The following is a 20,034-nucleotide window of genomic DNA, read 5'->3' as shown; positions in this document are numbered from 1 at the left end:
GCCCGGCATGACAACATCACCGCACGAACACGACACCGAATCCGACGAGCAGGCACAGCAGGCCGAGCAGCCGGAGGAAGCTGAAGCGGTCAGGCCCAACGCCGCCGAGCTGGAGGACCGCCTCCGGCGCGCCTTGGCCGACTTGGACAACGCGCGCAAGCGTCACGTGCGCGAGCTGGGACTGGTGCGCGCCGAGGAGCGAGCGAAAGCCACCGCGGCGTGGCTGCCGGTGCTGGACAACCTCGAACTGGCGCTCGAGCACGCCGAGGCCGACCCCGAGTCCATCGTCGACGGCGTGCGGGCCGTCCGGGACCAGGCGGTGGACCTCCTGGCCCGGCTCGGCTACCCGCGTCAGGAGGAGGTCGGCGTCCCGTTCGACCCGAGCCGCCACGAGGTGGTCGACGTCGTGTCCGACTCCGATGCTGAACCCGGCATCGTCGTCGGCGTCCGGCGTCCCGGCTACGGCGAGCCGGATAACCAGCTGCGGCCCACCGCGGTCAGCGTCACGAGGCAGTCGGGGTGAGCGCCATGGCGCGCGACTACTACGAGGTGCTGGGGGTGTCCCGCGGCGCGAGCCAGGACGAGATCCAGCAGGCCTACCGCAAGCTGGCACGTCGCCACCACCCCGACGTGAACTCCGCCCCGGAGGCCGAGGAGCGGTTTAAGGAGATCAACGAGGCCTACGATGTGCTGTCGGATCCGGACCTCCGCAAGCGCTACGACCGCTTCGGCCCGGACTTCCGGTCCGTTCCGGAAGATTGGGAGGAACGTGTCGGCGCGGGTGCCGGCACCGGCCCTGGAGGCACCTGGCGCACCCGTGGCACTGGTGGGAGCCGGAACGTGCACTTCACCACGGGTGGGGGAGAGGTCGACTTCGAGGACCTGTTCGGCAGTATCTTCGGCGCCCGCGGCGCGGCCGGTCCCATTCCCGGGGCCGACCAGGAAGCCGAGTTGGAGCTGACCGTCGAGGAGGCCTACCGCGGCGGCACCCGCACGATCACGTTGTCCGGCCCCGAGGGAACCAGGGAGTACCGGGTGACCGTGCCGCGCGGCGCCGTCGATGGCCAGCGCATCCGGCTGGCCGGGCAGGGCGGCCGGGGCAGCGGCGATGGCCCCTCCGGTGACCTCTACCTGCGCGTCCGGATCGCCCCGCACCCCCGCTACCGATTGTCGGGTCGCGATATCCACGTCGACCTGCCAGTCACGCCCTGGGAAGCGGCGTTGGGCGCCACCGTCCCGCTCACTACGCCAGGTGGGGAGACGAAGGTGACCGTCCCGGCGGGCTCCTCCAGCGGCCGACGGCTGCGGCTGCGCGGCGAAGGCATGCCCCACCCGCGCGGCACCCCCGGCGATCTCTACGCCGAGCTGCGCGTGATGGTGCCGACGACACCGACCGCACGCGAGCGGGAGCTGTTCGAGCAGCTGGCCACCGAATCCACTTTCGACCCCCGGAGGTGATCATGAGCAATCCGTCTCGGCAACGGGGTCCCGGCGGGCCCGGCTACGCGCTCGCCCGTCCGCACCGGCTCAGCCTGGACACCACCGCAGCACAGGCCGGAATGCACCCCGACCTGGTCCGGCGGTTCGTGGCCCTGAGCCTGCTGGAAGCGTCCTACGACGCCGACGGGACGCCGTGGTTCGTCGAGAGCGCGCCCCTGGTACTCGCCCGTATTCAGCGGCTGCGGGCCGGGCTCTCGCTCAACTACGCAGCGATCGGGCTGGTGCTGGACCTGCTCGACCGAATCGACCGGATGGAAACCGCACTCCGATCCCGCCCCACCGCCCGAGGCGGGACAGGAGGTGATCCACGATGGACATGAACCGGCTGACCCAGAAGTCGCAGGAGGCGCTGCAGGCGGCGCAGACCATCGCGACCGAGCACGGCCACACCGAAGTGGACGGCGAGCACTTGCTGCTGGCGCTACTCGACCAGTCCGAGGGAATCGTGCCGCGCGTGGTCGAACGGGTCGGCGCCGATCCCGGCGTCCTGCGTGACGACGTCGAGAAGGACCTCTCGCAACTGCCCAAGGTCACCGGTCCGGGCGCGCAGCCCGGGCAGGTCTACGTCAGCCAGCGGTCGTCCAGACTGCTCGACGCCGCCGAGCGGGAGTCCAGGCGGCTCAAGGACGAGTACGTTTCGGTGGAGCACCTGCTGCTGGCAATGGCCGAGGAAGGCTCGTCGAGCAGGGCGGGTCGGCGGCTGTCCGAGCACGGTATCACCCGCGAGTCGTTCCTGAACGCGCTGACCGAGATCCGAGGCAGCCAGCGGGTCACCTCAGCCACGCCGGAGAACTCCTACGAAGCTCTGGAGAAGTACGGCCGCGACCTCGTCAACGAGGCCCGCAAGGGCACCCTCGACCCGGTGATCGGCCGTGACGCCGAGATCCGGCGGGTCGTCCAGATCCTGAGCCGCAAGTCGAAGAACAATCCGGTGCTCATCGGTGATCCCGGCGTCGGGAAGACCGCGATCGTGGAGGGCCTGGCGCAGCGCATCGTGCACGGCGACGTGCCGGAAGGGCTGCGGGACAAGACCGTGTTCGCCCTCGACATGGGTGCGCTGGTGGCCGGTGCCAAGTATCGCGGTGAGTTCGAGGAACGGCTCAAGGCCGTGCTCGGCGAGGTGAAGGCCGCCGAGGGCCGCATCCTGTTGTTCGTTGACGAGCTGCACACCGTGGTCGGCGCCGGCGCCGCCGAGGGCGCGATGGACGCGGGCAACATGCTCAAACCGATGCTCGCCCGCGGCGAGCTCCACATGATCGGCGCGACCACGCTAGACGAGTACCGCAAGCGAATCGAGACCGACGCGGCACTGGAACGGCGGTTCCAGATCGTGCTGGTCGACGAACCGTCGGTCGAGGACAGCGTCTCGATCTTGCGGGGGCTGCGGGAACGCCTGGAGGTCTTTCACGGCGTCAAGATCCAGGACGGCGCGCTGGTCGCGGCGGCGACGCTGAGCCACCGCTACATCAGTGACCGGTTCCTGCCCGACAAGGCCATCGACCTCGTCGACGAGGCCTGCGCCCGGCTGCGCACCGAGATCGACTCCATGCCCGCCGAACTCGACGAGCTCACCCGCCGGGTTACGCGGCTGGAGATCGAGGAGGCCGCGCTGTCCAAGGAGACCGATCCGGCCAGCATGTCCAGGCTGGACGAGCTGCGCAAGGAACTTGCCGACCTGCGCACCGAGACCGACGCCAAGCACGCGCAATGGGAGGCCGAGCGGCGCGCGATCCGGCGCGTGCAGGAGCTGCGCCAGGATCTCGAGCAACTGCGCCGCGAGGCCGACGACGCCGAGCGCAACTACGACCTCAACCGCGCAGCCGAGCTGCGCTACGGCCGGATCACCGAGCTGGAGCGCAGGCTCGGGGCCGAGGAAGAGCAGCTTGCTTCCAAGCAGGGCGAGCACCAGCTGTTGCGGGAGGTCGTCACAGCAGAAGAGATCGCTGAGATCGTGGCTGCTTGGACGGGCATCCCCGTCGCCCGGCTCCAAGAGGGCGAGCGGGAGAAACTGCTGCGCCTCGACGAGATCTTGCGGGAGCGGGTCATCGGCCAGGACGAGGCCGTCCAGCTCGTCGCCGACGCGATCATTCGCGCTCGCTCGGGCATCCGCGCCCCCTACAGGCCCATCGGCTCGTTCGTGTTCCTCGGCCCGACCGGTGTCGGCAAGACCGAGCTGGCGAAGACGCTGGCCGCCACCTTGTTCGACACCGAGGAGAACATGGTCCGCCTGGACATGAGTGAGTACCAGGAACGGCACACCGTCAGTCGGCTCATGGGCGCCCCGCCCGGCTACGTCGGCTACGAGGAAGGGGGACAGCTCACCGAGGCGGTGCGGCGCAAGCCGTACTCGGTGGTGCTCTTCGACGAGATCGAGAAAGCGCACCCGGAGGTCTTCAACACCCTGCTGCAAGTGCTCGACGACGGCCGGATCACCGACGCCCAGGGGCGCACCGTCGACTTCCGCAACACCGTCATCATCATGACCTCCAACATCGGATCGGAGTACTTGCTCGACGGCGTCGAGGAGGGCGAGATCAAGCCCGACGCGCGGGAGCGGGTCCTGGACGACCTGCGCCGGCACTTCCGCCCCGAGTTCCTCAACCGGATCGACGACATCGTGCTCTTCCGCCCGCTATCGCTGCCCCAGATCGAGAAGATCGTGCAGCTGCAGTTCGAGGACCTGCGGGCCCGCCTCTCCGAGCGGCGCACCACGCTGCGGGTCACCGAGGAGGCCCGGCGGCTCATCGCCGAGCAGGGATTCGACCCCGTTTACGGCGCCCGCCCGCTGCGCCGCTTCATCGCCCACGAAGTGGAGACCAGGATCGGGCGGGCGTTGCTGCGCGGCGACTTCCAGGAAGGCGGCACCGTGGTCGTCTCGGCCCGGGACGGCGAGCTACGAGTGGAGTACGAGGCTGACGCCCTGCACGCGCAAGCCGCCTGAAACCCGCCTGACGAGAACCGGGGAGTCCACTCCGGACCTCCCCGGTTCTCTCGGCCGAACTCCTAGAGCAGGAGGTGGAACAGCTCGAACGCCCGCTCCCACTCCTCGGTCGCCGGGTTCTTCACCGCCGGGTCGACGATCTTGAAGGAGCGGGCGAGCGCCACGCTGATCCCGCCTGCGACCAGCGGCAGTCGCTCCAGCACCCCCTCGCCCAGCTCCACCTCCAGTACCGGCCGGGCGGTGATGTGCTCGAGGAGGGGCTTGACCTCGATCTCCTCCTCCACCTTCTGGAAGGCGTGAACGCACTCCTGCAGACCCTTGGTCACCGGGAGGTCAGCCACGCTCATCACGTCACGACCGTTGGCCTTGGCCGCGTTGCGGCCGATGATGCACAGGTCGTAGATCTTGTCGTTGACGAAGTCGTTGTAGCGCTTGAGGTCGTTCTTGTCGACGTTCAGCCCGGCCGTCGAGCGGAAGAACCGCTGGAACTTGCTCACACCCATGACCGCCATGTCCATCACCTCTCTTCTGGAACGCACGAACAGATCACCGGCTCACACCGAGGCCGGAAACGAGCACGGAACATCCGCGCGTCCCGCGACAGGGCTGCGACGGTCTCGGTGACTCTTTCGGGGTGGTATCCCGCCACCTGACACCTCCGTGCGGGCCTTCCTCTCGGATACCAGGGCCAGGTCGCGGTGGTGGCCTACCAGCCTGCGATGACCACGTTGGCACCCCGGCCCGACGTTCGGTCGAGCATCTCCTCCACGCGCTGGCCACCGGCGTGGTCGTTCTCCGGCCCCGGACCACCCGAGCCCCAGTCCGACACGTCGCTGACCTCGACCTCGGCCGGAGCGCGCGCCAGCACACCTTGGATTCCGAGCAGACCTACCGCGTCCCCGCTGAGCACCGCCAGAGCCGCACTTCGGCCGCGGGTGCAGCAGGTCACCGGGTCGGGTTGGCCGCCCCCGGGCCCGATGTCGAGGACCCGGCCCGCGGTTCCGTGGCCGAGCGCGTGCGGCGACGGCGCATCGGTCAGTCCGATCCACCGGTCGACGATCAGATCTGTAGCGTCCACCTCGACAAGGACGTTTAACGGGTGCGCCACGGCAGGGCCAGGTGCGTCTTCGACCTCTGGCTGCGCACCGCTGCGCCGCAGGCGAACCGCCTTCATTCTGCTACCTCCCGGCAAGGTCGGCAAAGCCCGCCTACCGCTCCGGCGGTGCCGCAGGCCATCCTCGCGCCTGCTGTTCCGGAGCGGCTTCGGCTTGGGGCGGTGAATTCCCGGCCGCTTCTCAACCCGCCAGGGCGATGTGGTCGGTCAGGAGTGCTGGAGCATGAGTTCCTCCAGGTCGATTTCGTGCAGGATCGGGCGCAGGATTTCGTCGTCCAGCCGGTGTTCGTCGCGTATCTGGACCAGTGCCGCCCGCTCAGCGGCGAGCATCTCCGCGCGCAGCCGCCAGTAGACCGCGGACGGACTGTCGCCGAGTTCGTCCGCGCTCCGCCCCAGCCGCTCCCACGCCTGGTGGCGCTGCGCCTGCGGGCGGCACGGCGCAGGTCCTCGGCGATCTCCTCGGGCGGCTGGGTCTCGGCCAGTAGCACCTCCAGCCGTTCGAGGCCCACCCGCGCTGCCTCGCGCAGGGCTTGCGCCTGCACCAGTGCGTCCCCCTCAGGTTCATCCCCGGTGGCCCGCAGCCGACGGATGAGCCAGGGGAGGGTCAGGCCGTGCAGCAGGAGCGTTGCCAGGGTGACGAAGAAGGCCAGGAACATCAGCTCTGCCCGGAACGGGAACGGTGCCCCCGCGACCGTGACGGCCGGGATCGCGAACGCGGCGGTCAGCGAGACGACGCCCCGCATGCCGGACCAGGACACGATGACCGCGTACTGCGACGGCATGGGGTCGTGCCCGCCGAACAGCCGCTCGGGGACGTACATGACCCCGAAGACCCACGCCGCCCGGGCCAGCACGGCCACGGCAGTCAACACGATACCGGTGACGACCAATCGTTCGAGGTCCTGTGAGACCCCGTCCACCACGGTGCGCAGCTGCAGCCCGATGAGCGCGAACACGACCGCTTCCAGCAGCGTGGTCACGGCTCGCCACACCGCTTGGTCCTGCACGCGGGTGGCTGCACTGCCCTGGTGCGAGCGGTGGCTGAGGAACAGCCCCGCGACCACCACCGCCAAGACTCCCGAAGCGTGCGCCTGCTCGGCCACCAGGTAGGTCGCGTACGGCACGAGTAGTCCGACGGCACTTTCCAGCGTCCCGTCCTCGAGAATCAGGCGCGCGGTGCACGACCCAGCCAGCGACGGCACCGATCGCCAGCCCGCCCGCGGCCCCCAGCACGAACACGCCGACACCTTCCAACAGCGAGGAACCGGTCCCCACGGCGGCTGCCACGGCTACCCGGTAGGCGGTGAGCGCGGTGGCGTCGTTGACCAGGCTCTCCCCGTTGAGGACCGTCATGATCCGACGCGGCAGGCCCAGCCTGCGGCCGATCGCCGTGGCGGCGACCGCGTCCGGTGGCGCCACCACCGCGCCGAGCACGAACGCGGCGCTGAGCGGGATCCCCGGCACCGCCCACCACGCCACCGCACCGACGACGGCCGTCGCGAACAGCACGAGTCCGACCGCTAGCAGCGCGATCGGGCGCAGGTGGGCGCGGATGCCGACGTAGGAGCTGCTCAGCGCGGCCGAGTACAGCAGGGGCGGTAGGACCAACACCAGCATCACATCGGGGTCCAGCCGGTAGTCCGGCAGTCCCGGGACGAACGACGCCACCAGCCCGGCCAGGACCAGGGCCATCGGCTCGGAAAGTCTGAACCGCCGGGCCAGGGCAGTGATGCTCAGCGCCCCGATCGCCAGCGCTATCAGCTTGGGCAGCTCGGGCATGATGACCTCCACGGGAGTCCGGGGCGCGAGGACCGCTCAGCGCTCGAACCTGGCGTAGGCCGCCCGCACGCTCTGCTCGGCAAAGGCGCGGTCCTGTCAGCTGCGCACCTCGGCGCACTTGCCCGGCTCGATGGCCTTGTACACCGCGAAGAAGCGCCCGATCTCAGCCACCGAGCGCCAGGGCCGGTCGGGCACGTCGGCGATGTGTTCCTGGCGGGTACGCACAACAGCTTCGCGTGTGCCCCGTTCTGGTCGCGTATCCGGAAAACGCCCACCACGGGTCCCGCGACTTGGCCGTTCGGGAGGTGTTACTGGTGACGAGTACGAGCGGGTCCAGCGGTTCGCCGTCCTCGGCACAGGTGTGGGGGACGAAACCGTAGTCCGCAGGGTACTGCGTGGCGGTGAGCAACGTGCTGCCCAGCCGGATCCGGCAACGCTCGTGATTCATTCGTACTTGTTCCGGGACCGGCGTCTCCACCACGACGTCGGGATCCATACCGCACCTCCGAACGCGATCGCCGCACTCGCGGAATCCTCCGCCTGTCAGAGGAGGACATCCGCGGCGGGCCCGCAAGCCACCGGGACCTCGACCAGCCAGGGGTGGAGGTCCCCCGCGACGCCGTCGATCAGTCGGAAGCTGATGGAAGCCTTGTCGATCGCAACGCCGGTGGGCAGTGGAGAGCTCGTCCACGTAGGCGCCGGGAAGGGGGCGTAGTCGCCCGCCGCTGACCTCGGCCGGGCGTAGGTCTTTCTGCGGAGCCTTCCACCAGTTCGTTGACACGGGTGGGTCGATCCAACTCGTGACGTCGGTGCCTGCGGGCCCGCCGTGCGGTGTGCGTTGTACTTGATCTCGCCGCGCGGCGGTGGGTTGAGCGACGGGGTGATGACCACTTCGTCGGCCTGCCCACCCCCGGCGGCCTTCGTTGCGGGTCACCACGGCTCGCGATCGTGCGAAGATCGGCGTGTAGCCGCCTGTTCGGTCGGCCTGCCCTCGGAAGTGACCGAATCGCATGACCGGTCATCAGCGGTCTTTTGGGTCGCATCTGGATGTCCTGACGTCCCCCGTTCAGATTCCGCACGCGGGCGGCACCTGACGGTCGCCGCGGATTCGCTCCGGTTCGATGAGGCCACGTTCCCGCGAGCGCAGGGGCGGGCGCGTCCGCTCCCGTGGCCGAAAGTTCGGTGCGATCGAACCTGGCGATGCGATCGACCGCGCGTGCCAAGCGAATCTTCCGATTCCGCCGTACCGTTGACGGCGCAGAGCATGTCGCTAGGGGAATTCGTATGAAGATCTCGCACACCTCCCCGAAGCCGCACACTGGCCAACAAGAGGCAGTGCTCAGCTCCGAGCTCCACCGGATGTTGGAACGGTCGAGGGCGATGTTCGAGAGCCGGGATGAGGAGGGCATTCTTCGCTTAGCCATGTCGTCGGTTCCCGAGCTGGGCGCCTTCCATGCGTCCGCCGCGTTCCTGTTGAGTTCCGGGGAGCTGGTGGCCGTTCCGTCTGCCGGGCACGAGGCTTCGAGCGTCCTCGCCGACCAGCTCGCGGCGCTGCGGGGTGAGGACGGCCCGGTCCTGGGGTCGGAGGCGAACTGGGCCTGGGCCTTCGGCCTGCGGAGCCCGGACGGGCTCACCGGCTACCTCGTGCTCACCGGTGAGCACGAGCCGGCGCCCTCCGAGCTGTCCCTGTTCCACGTCCTCGCCCAGCACACGGCTGCGGCCCTGGCCAACGCGTCGTTCCTGTACGAGCGAGACCACGCCCGGCAGCTGAGCCGGCTCAGCGAGGACCTGGCGACGATGAACCAGCATCTCAAGACCACGGTCGACGACTTGCAGCGTCGCGCGACCATCCACGAGACCTTCACCCGGATCACGGCCACCAATGGCGATACGGCCGACATCGCCGCCGCCCTGCACACGCTCACCGGCAGGCCGGTCGCGATCGAGGACCGGTTCGGCAACCTGCTGTCGTGGGCGGGCCCGGCCGAGTCGCACCCCTACTCCGCGCCCTATGGGCGGCGGGAGGAGACGCTGCGGCAGGCGTCGGCCCGCAACGGGGTGGCCCGCAACCGGGACCGGTTGGTCATCCTCGCCCAGCCCCGGCACGAGATCCTCGGGGTGATCGCGCTGATCGATCCGGAGCCGACCGTTGACCCGCACGTCGCCTATGCGATGGAGCATGCAGCGATGGCGCTCGCCCTGGTGCTCACCCACGCCCGCAACCTCGCCGAAACCGAGCTTCGGCTGCGCCGGGACCTCGTCGAGGATCTTGTTGCCGGCGTCGAGGACGACAGCGTGTTCGCCCGTTCCGAGGCGGTCGGCCACAACCTCCACGGGCCGCACTACGCGCTCGCGGTCCAGTGGCGTGACGCGAGCGCCGATGACGTGGTCGCCTCGGCCGTTCAGCGCGCCGCGAAAAAGCTCGGTATGTCGGGCCTGGTGTCCCGGCGTTCGGGCGCCGTGGTCCTGTTCAACAGCGGCCGCCCAGACGGCAAGGGCTTCTACCACGCGCTCGCGGGTGAGCTGGGCGATGAGTGCGGGGCGATCGGGGTGGGTGGTCGCTGTGACGCCCCGGCCGAATTCGCCAGGTCGTACCGGGAGGCGTTGCGTGCCTTGCGGATCCGCCAGGAGTCGCGGGAGCGTTGCGGCACCACCTTCTTCGACGAGATCGGCCTCTACCGCATCCTCGGCCAGGGGGAGGGCGGAGCGAACGTCGAGACGTTCGTGCGAGAGTGGATCGGTCGGCTCCTCGACTACGACCGCACCCATCGTGCCGACCTGGTGAACACGCTGTCGCACTACCTGGATCGCGGGGGGAACTACAACGCCACCGCCATGGCGCTGGTGATCCACCGGAGCACGCTGCGCTACCGGCTCCGGCGGATCCGGGAGATCTCCGGCATCGACCTGAGCGACGTCGACAACCGCCTCAACATGCACGTGGCGACCCGCGCCTGGCGGGTTCTAGACACCCCGTCCTGAGCCAGTCAGCGCAACGACTGCACGCCGATACCCTGCTCGGCCCGCTTGCGCAGCCGCGGCGCCACCTGGCGCGCGAGAACCTCATCCCGGTTGAGCAGCGGGAGCGTCGGCACGGCCTGGATCCCGACATCCGGCATGGACCGGCCTGCAGCGGTGCCCAGAAGTCGACCAGCACGAACAGTGACGACTCCTCGGCGATTTCGAGGAAGTCTCGGTCGCCGACGTCGACCACTCTGCTCAGACGCGGCTCAGCTCCGGTGGCGCAGGCGCGCGCGGGTAGCCCGGAGCCTGCGGCGCAGTGTTCGGAACGTGGGCCGACGCAAGTGCACGTGGGCGGGCGGGGTTGGGGACAACGCCGCCTTGTGCGCCCCGCCGGCGGGGTCGACCTCGGCGAGGATGCGGGAGATGTCGGCCAGCACGCTGCCGATGACGAGCCAACTCATGGTCGTCGAACCGGCGGTTTCCCCGCGTTGCGTCGCGAGTTCCTGGCTGAGCGCGGCCAGCTTCGCCCGCGCATGTTCGATGTCGCGTACCAGTTGCCCGCGCAGCCCTTCCTCGTCCGGTGCGTCCGGGTCGTCGACGATCAGGGCCTGCGCCCAGGTCTCCACCGCCCGCCCGGTGCTGGTCACCAGCTCGCCGACCCGCGCGGTGACGGCGGGATCCCACTCGGCGCCGGAGCGGCCCTCTCCTACGTCGACGAGGGCTCGGGCGATTCCGCTGGCCTGGTCAACGATGTGGTCGGCGGCGTCGGCCCCCGCGCGTGCCCGCTCCAGCAGCGCCGCTGGCTCGGGCTTGCGTGCGGGGCTGACGAACACGCTGTGGCGCGGGTTGTAGCGCAGGCTCTCGGAGGCGTGGTCGAGTTGCTCGCGGATGTCGGCGATCTCGTGGTGGAGGTCCCGCGCCGTCCACAGCAGCTCCCGGGTCCGGCCGGGCTCGAACACGAGCTCCTCGTAGGCGAGACGCTGTCCGATGTCGATCAGCAGTCCCGCGGTCTTGTGCGCCATCGTGGCGATCGAGTCGCGCGCAACGTGCACGTGCACTGGCGGCGCGACCAGCACGTTGACCAGCACCCCTACCAGTGCGCCAACAACAGTCTCGAAGATCCGCTCCTGCGCGTAGCCGGTCGCGGTGCCCCCGATGGCCAACACCAGCAGCGCGCTGACGGCGACCTGGTTGGTCTGCCCGCCGAGCCGGAACATCCGCCCCACCAGCAACGCCAGCAGCAGCACGAAGGTCAGACTCCAGGCGTTGAGGCCGAGCCACTGCCCCAGCACCAGGGCGAGCAGTACGCCGAGCACGACCCCCACGACTCGGCGGAAACCGGACTGCATCGTCTGGTACACGGTGGCCTGCACGACGAGCACCGCGGCCAGCGGCGCTAGCACCGGGCTCGGCACGCCGGTCAGCCGCGCGGCCACCACCCACGCAATTCCCGCCGCACCGGCGGTCTTGAGCATCAGGAGCTGATCGCCTTCCGCTTGTGAGCCCACGACCGCCCGGCCGACGAGTGCCCTCGTCCGCGCGAGGCCGGCCCGCCACCTGCCCGGCAGGGCATCCGGGTTGTCCGGGTCGGAAGTGCGACGCATCGACACCGGCTCCTCTCGTCCGGGGTCACCAGGGACCCGAGCCCCGGGCCGCCGCCGTCCGCGGTTCGGAATCGTGCAATGCCCGGTGGGCGGCGGGTAGGCCGCGAGCAGCCGCATCACTTCGCCGCGAGCGGACTGTGGGCGGTCTTCATGGTCGTCCTGCTGACCGGGCAGCAGCAACCGACACGCCACTGTTGCCGCCGGTCGAGACGATCCCGCCAATGCGCGCGACGACAACCCGCCGGAGCACCGGGTCGTGGAACGCACCTTCGCGCTACTGCACCAGTTCCGACTCCTGGCCATCGCTGGGAACGCCGCACCGACCTCCACCACGGCTTCCTCACCCTCGCCACGACAGGGACGACGCCTTCGTCGTAGAGCGGCTGGCCGTCGACCGGCTCGCCGCGGGGGGATGCGGTCCGGGCCGGTGCCTCCCGCGGGATCCGCACGGTCGTGCTCGTACCCGGTCTGATCCGGGCCCCGGCGAACACGGTCACGCGTCGCTGATCTATCGATCCGTCGCCGGGACCGGTGCCGCCTGCTACGTCGGGGAGGCCTCAACACCTGCCGAAGCCGTCGCGGCCGACCTCGGCTGCACCACACGCAGCCTCGATCCCACCGCAGCGGCCTAGGCGTGGGCGAGTTCGACGCGTTGGTCCTCGGCGCGTCCAGACGGCTCCGCGCGCCGCGCTCGCGCCGCGAGCTCGGCTGGATCCCATGTCACACCGACATGCTCACCATGATCGGCTCGCTCCGGTTGTGGGCGCTGGTCTGGCCACGGAAAGGACCTCCCATGACCACCACCTGGCCTCTGACCGGGTTCACCGTCCGTTCCGTGTCCACCGACGACACCACCCTCTCCGTCGCGGTAGGCGGCGGACCGGCACTCGTGCTGCTCCACGGCGGGCTGCAGACCGGACGGGCTTGGCGACACGTCGTGCTGGCGCTGGCGCGTACCCACACCGTCGTTGTTCCCGATCTGCGCGGCACCGGCGTGAACGCCCGGCCGGGCGCCGGCTACGACAAGCAGAACAGGCCCGGGACCTGCGCGGCCTGCTCGAGGCGCTCGACCTCCCGCGGTCCGCCGTCGTGGTCGGCCACGACATCGGAGCCATGGTCGCCTTCGCCGGGGCACTCCAGTTCCCCCGCGAGGTGTCCGCGCTCGTCCTGCTCGCCGCGCTGCTGAGAGGCCTCGGGCTGGAGGAGGCGATGAACGTGGCCGACGGCGGCATGTGGCACTTCGGGTTCTTCATGGCACCCGATGTGCCGGAGATGCTCCTCGACGGGCCCGAACTCGAATTCGCGACCACCACCTTCGGGGCGATGAGCACGTCGGGCACCTTCACCGATGACGACCTGCGCACCTACGCCGAGGCATACCGCGGCCGGGACCGGCTGCGCGGCGGCTTCGCCCACTACCGCACCCTGCTGACGGTCGGCACAACCGCGAACTTCTCGCCGACCGGTCACTGCCGATGCCGGTCCTGGCCGTCGCCGCCGGGCTCCACGATGCCGGCGCGGATCCGGCCGTGCCGTTGCGGGCGCATGCCGACGACGTCGTCGGCGTCAGCGCACCGTCGGGCCACTTCGCCGACGAGGAAGCCCCGCAGTGGCTGGTTCGGGCCGTCGAGGAGATCTCCGCACGCCGCGCACAGCGAGGTACCTCGCTGTGGGCGAGTCCCGGGAGCAGGGGTCCGGCTCGGTGCGCGCGAGCCGCCGGTCGTCGGCGAGCGCGGCGTGATCACGAGCGGCTTCCCCGACCGGACACGGCGCCGGGCGGCGGCGTCGAATCGTCGAGCGGGAGGATCAGCCGGACTTCACAGCCCGCCGTCGGCAGTGGGGCTGTCGGTCGTTCCGATAGCGAGGATCGTCAGGATGGTGCCCGTGATCGAGGTAGAACCGCCCGGCCATGGTCATCGCCACCCGCCACACGCCGTCGCGTTTGCTGATCGTGATCAACCCGCGGTCGCGAACGGCGTTGGCAGAGTGCCGGAGCCGTAAGCGCTCGGGTCCGCCGAGATCCTCGGAGGCGTCGACTCGCTTCAGGAGGTCGAGCTGCTTTTCGTTGAGGGGGTCCCGCCGCCGTATGGCGAAATATCAGCGGCAGGAATCAGGCAAGAACCGAACGCGAACTTCGACGGGGGTGTACGTCCCTTGAGCGGTCGCGCTGCGCGTCTTCTTGGCATGGTGAGCACGGCGATAACGTCCCCATGCCACTGGCGGGGACGCGCGGTGACCCACCTGCGTCGGAGGGTGAGGTCTCGCACCCTCGCTTGCGGTCCGCCGTGCTCGCACCGTCGGCAGGACACCGCGTTCCGTGGTGGTTACCACTGATCCTGCTGCTGAGAGTCGTGCTGCCCTGAAAGCCGATCTGTTCCGCCCGCCGGTGGGTGATGCGGCCGAATTCTTCGGATCTCGGGTTCTACCGCACCGTGGATGGGTTTCACCTGTCGTTGCGCGAGGGGGCATCCTGGCGGGCGTGCTGACGAATTCTGACGAGCAGAGCGCGGGCCTCTCCGTGGCCCGGGTGGTGGAACTGCTCGATGCCGTTGCCGGTGAGCCCGAGGATGACGCGGCCAGCGTGTTCGAGCGGCTGAGCTCGGAGCTGCCGGCAGGAGAAGCGGCGGGGTTGGTGGATCGCCTTCGTGACCTCCGGTCGCTGCTGGCGCGCTGGCGTCGCCGTGGGCAGGAGTTGTCGGCCTTGTTCTCCAGCGCGCGGGAGCTCGCTGAGCTGCGCGACACCGATGCGTTGCTGCACCGCCTGGTCGAACGAGCGCACGCCCTGATGAGCACGGATGTCACCTACTTGTCGGAGTTCTACGAGGGCAGCGACGAGCTTCGGGTCCGGTCGACCTTGGGGTCCGTGGCACCGTCGTTCCGCGACTTGCGCGTGCCGCCGGGGATGGGGTTGGCGAGCAAGGTGGTGCGCACGCGGTGTCCGCAGTGGACCTCTGTTTACCAGGCGAACCATTCGGTCCCGCACGAGCAGGAGATCGACGCTGCCGTAGCGGCAGAGGGACTCGTTTCGCTGCTGGGCGTGCCGCTGGTGGCGGGGGATCGGGTGCTCGGGGTTCTGTTCGCGGCGAATCGCAGCAAGCACGAGTTCGTTCCGGACGAGATCGCTCTGTTGAGCGCGTTCGCCGATCATGCAGCGGTCGTGCTCCAGACGGCGCGGCTGTTGGAGCAGGAGCGGATCGCAGCGCAGGAGGCGGAGCGGGCCAATTCCGTCCTGGCGAGCAACGTCACCGCGATGGAACGTGCCAGCGCGGTCCACGAAGATCTCACGGCCGTCGTGCTGACGGGCGGTAGCGCGAAAGGGGTGGCGGAGACGCTGGGGAAGGCGTTGGAGCGCCCCGTGCTGGTTCTGGACCGCGACCTCGTGCCCGTTGCGCAGGAGCCGGACGACGGCGGAGCGGAGTACTCCGTTGCTGACGGAGACCTGCTGCCAGCCGTGCGGGAAGCGATCGACGCGAGCCGGCTGTCCGGGAGGTGCGTCTTCGTCGCAGGCATTCCGCCGCGTCCGGAGGTGGCCGTCGCCGTCGTGGCGGGGGAGACCTTCCTCGGGGCGGTGGTGGTCGGGTACGGCGACCTCGAACTGCGCGAGGTCGAGCAGCGCACGATCGAGCGTGCCGCGCAGATCGTAGCCCTCGTGGCCGTCAAGCAAGAAGCGATCGCGGCGGTGGAGGACCGAGTTCGGGGGGAACTGGTCGCGGACGTCCTTCGCGGGGACCAGCACCGTTGGCAGGATCTCCTGCTCAGGGCACGGGCGCGGGACGTGCGGCTCGAAGGGTTGCGCGCAGTGGTCGCGGTGGCGGTTCCCGTGGACGGCCGGAGATCCGCCACCGAGGTGCTGCGGAGGTCGGCTGCAGGCGGGCTGGTCGGGGAACGAGATGGTCTGCTGGTGCTCCTGTCTCCCCTCGAAGATCCCCTGCTGGCGGCGCGCGAAGCATGGAATGCCGTCCAGGGCGGCCAGCCAGGCCCGGTGCTGGCGGTCGCCGGTCCGCCTGCCGCGTCGCCGGAGGAATTGGGGCGGTGTTTCGAAGCCGCGCGGCGATGCGTCGAGGTCGTGCGGAGTGTGGGCACGTCGGAAGGGATCGTCGACTCACGGGCGTACGAGCCGTACATGGCGATGTTCGGTGCCGGGAGCAAGGACCTGTCCGGTTTCATCGACTCGACCATCGGACTTGTGCTGCGGTGGGACGAGGAGCGCGGCACCGAGCTGTTCAAGACGCTGTGCGCCTTCGTCGACTCGCACGCCAGCCCGAGTCGTGCGGCGCGCGTCCTGCACGTCCACGTCAACACGGTGACGCAGCGGCTCGAACGGATCGGTGCGTTGCTGGGGGCGTCGTGGCGTGAGCCGGAGTCGCTGTTCCGTATCTCGGTGGCGACCCGCCTGCATGCCTTGGCCCGGCACATCGAGGGGTGAATTCGCCGGCCTCGGGCGCCGCCGGGCTGATTCCACCGGTCGCGAACTGGACGAGGTTTCCAGCGCGCACGCGGTGGGATCACGTCCGACGGGCCGATCCTCTACGGTTTCCTGGAGGAGCTGCACGAGTCACACATGGTCGCCGAGTCGAATATGTGCGATCGACCCGTGTTGCTCAGGTCACGGCCTGCCTACTGTTGCTGCCAACCGGCGGTCGTGCTGCACCGAGTGGTCCAACATCCGCTCCTGCCGCCGGTAGAAGCGGTCCGAGCGACGCGGCTCGGGTGATGTGGAGGTATCGGTGACCACGCAGAGCAGAATTCCTGGTTTCCGGGATGGATCTCCGGGCGACAGGCGGGTTTCGGCGGCTCGGAACGCGGGTGTCCCGCTTGCTGCCCTCGAAGTGCTCACCTCGGGCGGGCTGACCGTCGAGCAGGCCGACGGCATGATCGAGAACGTGCTCGGAACGTTCGGCATGCCGATCGGAGTGGCCACGAACCTCACCGTCAACGGTGCCGACGTCCTGGTCCCGATGGTCACGGAGGAGCCTTCGGTCGTCGCCGCGGCCAGCAATGCCGCCCGGATCGCACGAGAACGGGGCGGCTTCCACACCAGCAGCTCCGAGCCGATCATGCAGGCGCAGCTGCAGCTGTTGGACGTGGCGGACCCCGACGGCGCGCGGGTGCGGCTGCTGGAGGCCGCTGATGAACTGATCGGCCTGGCGAACGATCAAGACCCGCGACTCGTCTCCGTCGGCGGCGGGGTGCGCGACCTCGCGGTGCGCACGGTCGAGGCGCGCGCCGGTCGTTACGTCGTCGTCCACCTGGTCGTCGATGTGCGCGACGCGATGGGTGCGAACGCCGTGAACACCATGGCGGAGGCCCTCGCCGATCGGGTCGGGGAGATCGGCGGTGGTCGCGTGCTGTTGCGCATCCTGACCAACAAGGCCGATCTGAGGTTGGCGCGGGCGCGGGCGGTGTTCGCGGCCGATTCGCTGGGAGGTGCGGAGGTCGTCGGCGACATTGTGCACGCCGCCGCGCTCGCCGAAGCCGATCCCTATCGCGCCGCCACGCACAACAAGGGGATCATGAACGGGATCACCGCCGTCGTGCTGGCGACCGGCAACGACACCCGCGCGGTCGAGGCAGGAGCGCACTCCCACGCGATCGGGGCGGACGGCAGGTACACCGCCTTGTCGCACTTCGAGGTAGACCGCGACGGCGACCTCGTCGGCACGCTCGAACTCCCGATGCCGGTCGGCCTGGTCGGCGGAGCGACCAAGGTCCACCCGGCGGCGCAGACCGCGGTGCGGCTGCTCGGGGTGTCCAGCGCGTCCGAGCTGGCCGAGGTCATCACGGCGGTGGGCCTGGCGCAGAACTTCGCGGCACTGCGCGCATTGGCGACCGAGGGGATCCAGCGCGGCCACATGTCGCTGCACGCCCGCAACATCGCCGTGTCGGCCGGTGCCACGGCAGACGAGATCCCTGAAGTCGTGCGCCGGCTGGTCGCCGATCGGGCCATCCGGACCGACCGGGCCGAGCAGGTGCTCGCCGAACTCCGAGCACGGGGCAGCTGACCCGGCCGTACGGCGGATCACGAGCAACACACGTCAAAGGAGACGTAGCGACTATGACCCTGCACGTGGGAATCGATGTAGGCGGCACGTTCACGGACGCGGTCGCCGTTCACGACGGTCGTGCCGTGCGCGGCAAGGCATTCTCGACGCCGGACGTCACGACGGGCATCCTCAACGCCCTCGCCGGCCTCGAAGACCTCCTCGGCGTCGGGGAGGGGGCGTTCTACTCGCGGATCGATCGATTCGTCCTCGGCAACACGATCGTCACCAACGCCGTCGATGAGCAGAAGTACTCGGCCGTCGGGCTGCTGACCACGCAGGGCTTCCGCGACACGCTGCGCATCGCCCGCTCCGCGCGCGACGACGAGCGGGACCCGCACCGCATGGCACCGCCGCCGGAGATCGTCGAGCGCAACCGCATCGTCGAGGTACCGGAGCGCATCGACTCCTCCGGCGACGTCCTCGTGCCGCTCGCCGAGGACGCCTTGGGCCGGGCCGTCGAGCGCGTCCTGGCGGCGGGGGCCGAATCCTTGGCGGTGTGCCTGCTGTGGTCGTTCCGCAATCCGCGGCACGAGCAGCAGATCGGCGAGTACCTGGAGGCCCGCCACCCGGAGCTGCCGTACACGTTGTCCAGCTCGCTGACACCGGTGTACCGCGAGTACGAACGGATGGTGACCACCACGCTCGACGCGGCCGTCAAGCCGATCGTGGCGCAGCACTTCGACCAGCTCGCCGCCGAACTCGCCGCGCGCGGTCTGCGCACGCGAGTGCAGATCATGCAGGTGCACGGCGGTTTCCTCTCGGTGGAGGAGACCAGCAAGGCGCCGATCGCGATGTTCAACTCCGGTCCGGTGGGCGGCGTGACCGGCGCTCGGCTGCTCGGCCAGCACTTGGGGCGGCAGCGGGTGCTCACCGCGGACATGGGCGGCACGAGCCTGGACGCCGCGGCGATCATCGACGACGAGTTCCGCGTGCTGCCGCGTGCCGAGATCGGTGGCCTGCCCACCAGCCTCACCGCGGTCGACATCGAGACGATCGGTGCGGGTGGGGGAAGCCTGGCGTGGATCGACGGTCGCGGTGTCATGCGGGTCGGGCCGCGCAGCGCCGGTTCGGTCCCGGGGCCGGCTTGCTACGGCAAGGGCGGTGACCGGCCCGCCGTCACCGACGCGGCACTCGTGATGGGCCTGCTCAATCCCGACTACTACCTGGGCGGCACCGTCCGCCTCCACGAGGACGAGGCTCGCGCCGCGGTGCACCGCCACCTCGCCGAGCCGCTGGCGCTGGACACCGACGTCGCGGCGCACGGCGTGTACCGCCTCGCGGTGTCGCAGATGGCCAACGCGGTCCGGAAGATCACGGTCAACCGCGGCCACGACCCTCGTGAGTTCACGCTCGTCGGATTCGGTGGGGCGTGCGGGTTGTTCGCGGCCGCGATCGCCGCCGAGATCGGGGTGAGCGAGGTGGTCGTCCCGCGCAACGCCGCCGTGTTCTCCGCCTACGGGCTGATGCACGCCGACTCGGTCTTCTCCGCCGTGCAGACCACGCCGTGGACGTTCGCGGAGCCGGCGGCGGACCTGGAGAAGGAGTTCTCGGCGCTGGAGTCGCGAGCCCAGGAGTGGTTCGAGACCGAAGGAGTTCCCGAGCAGCACCGGGAGTTGTACCGCGAGGCGGACATGAAGTTCATGGGCCAGATATTCGAGGTCACGACGCGGCTGCCGAGCAAGAGTTTCGGCGAGCAGGACAAGGACCTGCTGCGCGGGCGATTCATCGAGGACTACGAGGCGGAATTCGGCGCGGGCACGGCCTGGACCGAGGCCGAGGTCCTGCTGATCAATTCTCGCGTCAAGGCGATCGGGCGCACCGAAGCTCAGCAGATCACCGACAACGGCGACGACGAACGGCACGCCGTCTCCCACCGGGAGTACGTCGACCCCGCGACCGGGCGACGGCGGAACGCCGAAGTGCACCGCGGGTTCAGCGCGTTGGGCAAGGCGCAGGGACCCTGCCTGCTCGAAGAGCGGGACACCACCGTGTACGTGCCCGAGGGAGCGGTGGTGGAAGTCGTCGACGGCGGCCACTTCCTGATCCGCCTGAACGCCGCGTGAGACCACTCGTCAGCCCCACCAACGT

At 69.7% G+C, this 20,034-nt stretch carries 16 protein-coding genes and 2 pseudogenes; 9 read left to right on the top strand and 9 right to left on the bottom strand.

Going from position 1 to position 20,034, the window contains the following annotated elements:
• The first annotated feature begins 7 nt into the window (after window positions 1–7).
• From LCD31_RS11500 to clpB, 4 genes are read left to right on the top strand one after another with little or no spacing between them, the layout of a single operon-like run.
• Window positions 8–523: a nucleotide exchange factor GrpE gene (locus tag LCD31_RS11500; protein WP_224957890.1), complete on the top strand. Its 516-nt coding sequence runs from the start codon at window positions 8–10 to the stop codon at window positions 521–523.
• Between the two features lie 5 nt (window positions 524–528).
• The gene (locus LCD31_RS11495) at window positions 529–1,458 is read left to right on the top strand and encodes a DnaJ C-terminal domain-containing protein (protein ID WP_224957887.1); all 930 of its coding nucleotides are present in this window, start codon (window positions 529–531) and stop codon (window positions 1,456–1,458) included.
• A gap of 2 nt (window positions 1,459–1,460) precedes the next feature.
• Window positions 1,461–1,820: a chaperone modulator CbpM gene (locus LCD31_RS11490; RefSeq protein WP_224957885.1), complete on the top strand. Its 360-nt coding sequence runs from the start codon at window positions 1,461–1,463 to the stop codon at window positions 1,818–1,820.
• Entirely contained in the window at window positions 1,811–4,441 is a 2,631-nt protein-coding gene (gene clpB, locus LCD31_RS11485) for an ATP-dependent chaperone ClpB (protein WP_224957883.1), read from the top strand. The genes LCD31_RS11490 and clpB overlap by 10 nt, the downstream gene beginning before the upstream one ends.
• Window positions 4,442–4,503: 62 nt before the next feature.
• On the opposite strand, the gene LCD31_RS11480 is transcribed toward clpB, so the two are convergent.
• The 6 genes and pseudogenes from LCD31_RS11480 to LCD31_RS29750 form a co-directional block, all read right to left on the bottom strand.
• Window positions 4,504–4,953, bottom strand: a complete 450-nt coding sequence (locus LCD31_RS11480) for a DUF1931 family protein (protein WP_224957881.1) — start codon at window positions 4,951–4,953, stop codon at window positions 4,504–4,506.
• Window positions 4,954–5,147: 194 nt separating this feature from the next.
• Window positions 5,148–5,519 (bottom strand): hypothetical protein, encoded by a 372-nt coding sequence (locus LCD31_RS11475; RefSeq protein ID WP_224957879.1) that lies wholly within the window; start codon window positions 5,517–5,519, stop codon window positions 5,148–5,150.
• Window positions 5,520–5,611: 92 nt separating this feature from the next.
• Entirely contained in the window at window positions 5,612–6,757 is a 1,146-nt protein-coding gene (locus LCD31_RS11470; protein ID WP_308015839.1) for a cation:proton antiporter, read from the bottom strand.
• A 31-nt stretch (window positions 6,758–6,788) separates the two neighbouring features.
• Window positions 6,789–7,247: pseudogene (locus LCD31_RS29045) on the bottom strand (cation:proton antiporter); the annotation flags it as partial.
• A gap of 183 nt (window positions 7,248–7,430) precedes the next feature.
• Window positions 7,431–7,559, bottom strand: coding sequence for a hypothetical protein (locus tag LCD31_RS29040; RefSeq protein WP_255615272.1), 129 nt, complete (start codon window positions 7,557–7,559; stop codon window positions 7,431–7,433).
• On the bottom strand, window positions 7,498–7,830 hold the full coding sequence (locus LCD31_RS29750) for an inorganic diphosphatase (protein ID WP_224957877.1): 333 nt from the start codon (window positions 7,828–7,830) through the stop codon (window positions 7,498–7,500). Before LCD31_RS29750 ends, LCD31_RS29040 begins: the two co-directional genes overlap by 62 nt.
• An 884-nt stretch (window positions 7,831–8,714) precedes the next feature.
• Here LCD31_RS29750 and LCD31_RS11460 point away from each other — a divergent pair.
• A complete protein-coding gene (locus tag LCD31_RS11460) occupies window positions 8,715–10,316 on the top strand; it encodes a CdaR family transcriptional regulator (protein ID WP_224957875.1) in 1,602 nt (533 codons plus the stop codon).
• 5 nt (window positions 10,317–10,321) lie between these two features.
• Here the strand turns inward: LCD31_RS11460 and LCD31_RS29035 are convergent, their stop codons facing one another.
• Window positions 10,322–10,453 carry a hypothetical protein gene (locus LCD31_RS29035; protein WP_255615271.1) on the bottom strand — a complete coding sequence of 44 codons (132 nt, stop codon included), beginning with the start codon at window positions 10,451–10,453 and terminating at the stop codon, window positions 10,322–10,324.
• 111 nt (window positions 10,454–10,564) lie between these two features.
• The gene (locus tag LCD31_RS11455; RefSeq protein ID WP_224957873.1) at window positions 10,565–11,902 is read right to left on the bottom strand and encodes an aromatic acid exporter family protein; all 1,338 of its coding nucleotides are present in this window, start codon (window positions 11,900–11,902) and stop codon (window positions 10,565–10,567) included.
• Window positions 11,903–12,632: 730 nt separating this feature from the next.
• Here LCD31_RS11455 and LCD31_RS11450 point away from each other — a divergent pair.
• A pseudogene (locus LCD31_RS11450) lies at window positions 12,633–13,903 on the top strand (alpha/beta fold hydrolase).
• 478 nt (window positions 13,904–14,381) lie between these two features.
• A complete protein-coding gene (locus LCD31_RS11445) occupies window positions 14,382–16,328 on the top strand; it encodes a helix-turn-helix domain-containing protein (RefSeq protein ID WP_224957869.1) in 1,947 nt (648 codons plus the stop codon).
• Between the two features lie 180 nt (window positions 16,329–16,508).
• On the opposite strand, the gene LCD31_RS29030 is transcribed toward LCD31_RS11445, so the two are convergent.
• Window positions 16,509–16,637 carry a hypothetical protein gene (locus LCD31_RS29030; protein WP_255623154.1) on the bottom strand — a complete coding sequence of 43 codons (129 nt, stop codon included), beginning with the start codon at window positions 16,635–16,637 and terminating at the stop codon, window positions 16,509–16,511.
• Between LCD31_RS29030 and LCD31_RS11440 the strand changes: the two genes are divergently transcribed.
• Together LCD31_RS11440 and LCD31_RS11435 are read left to right on the top strand one after the other, a co-directional pair.
• The gene (locus LCD31_RS11440) at window positions 16,618–17,904 is read left to right on the top strand and encodes a hydroxymethylglutaryl-CoA reductase, degradative (RefSeq protein WP_224957868.1); all 1,287 of its coding nucleotides are present in this window, start codon (window positions 16,618–16,620) and stop codon (window positions 17,902–17,904) included. The genes LCD31_RS29030 and LCD31_RS11440 overlap by 20 nt on opposite strands.
• Before the next feature lie 53 nt (window positions 17,905–17,957).
• Complete coding sequence (locus tag LCD31_RS11435; protein ID WP_224957867.1) at window positions 17,958–20,009, top strand: hydantoinase/oxoprolinase family protein; 2,052 nt, start codon at window positions 17,958–17,960, stop codon at window positions 20,007–20,009.
• Window positions 20,010–20,034: the final 25 nt, after the last annotated feature.

Source organism: Saccharopolyspora sp. 6M (assembly GCF_020176775.1).
GTDB lineage: Bacteria > Actinomycetota > Actinomycetes > Mycobacteriales > Pseudonocardiaceae > Saccharopolyspora_C > Saccharopolyspora_C gregorii.
This window is presented reverse-complemented; position numbering and strand designations above follow the sequence as displayed.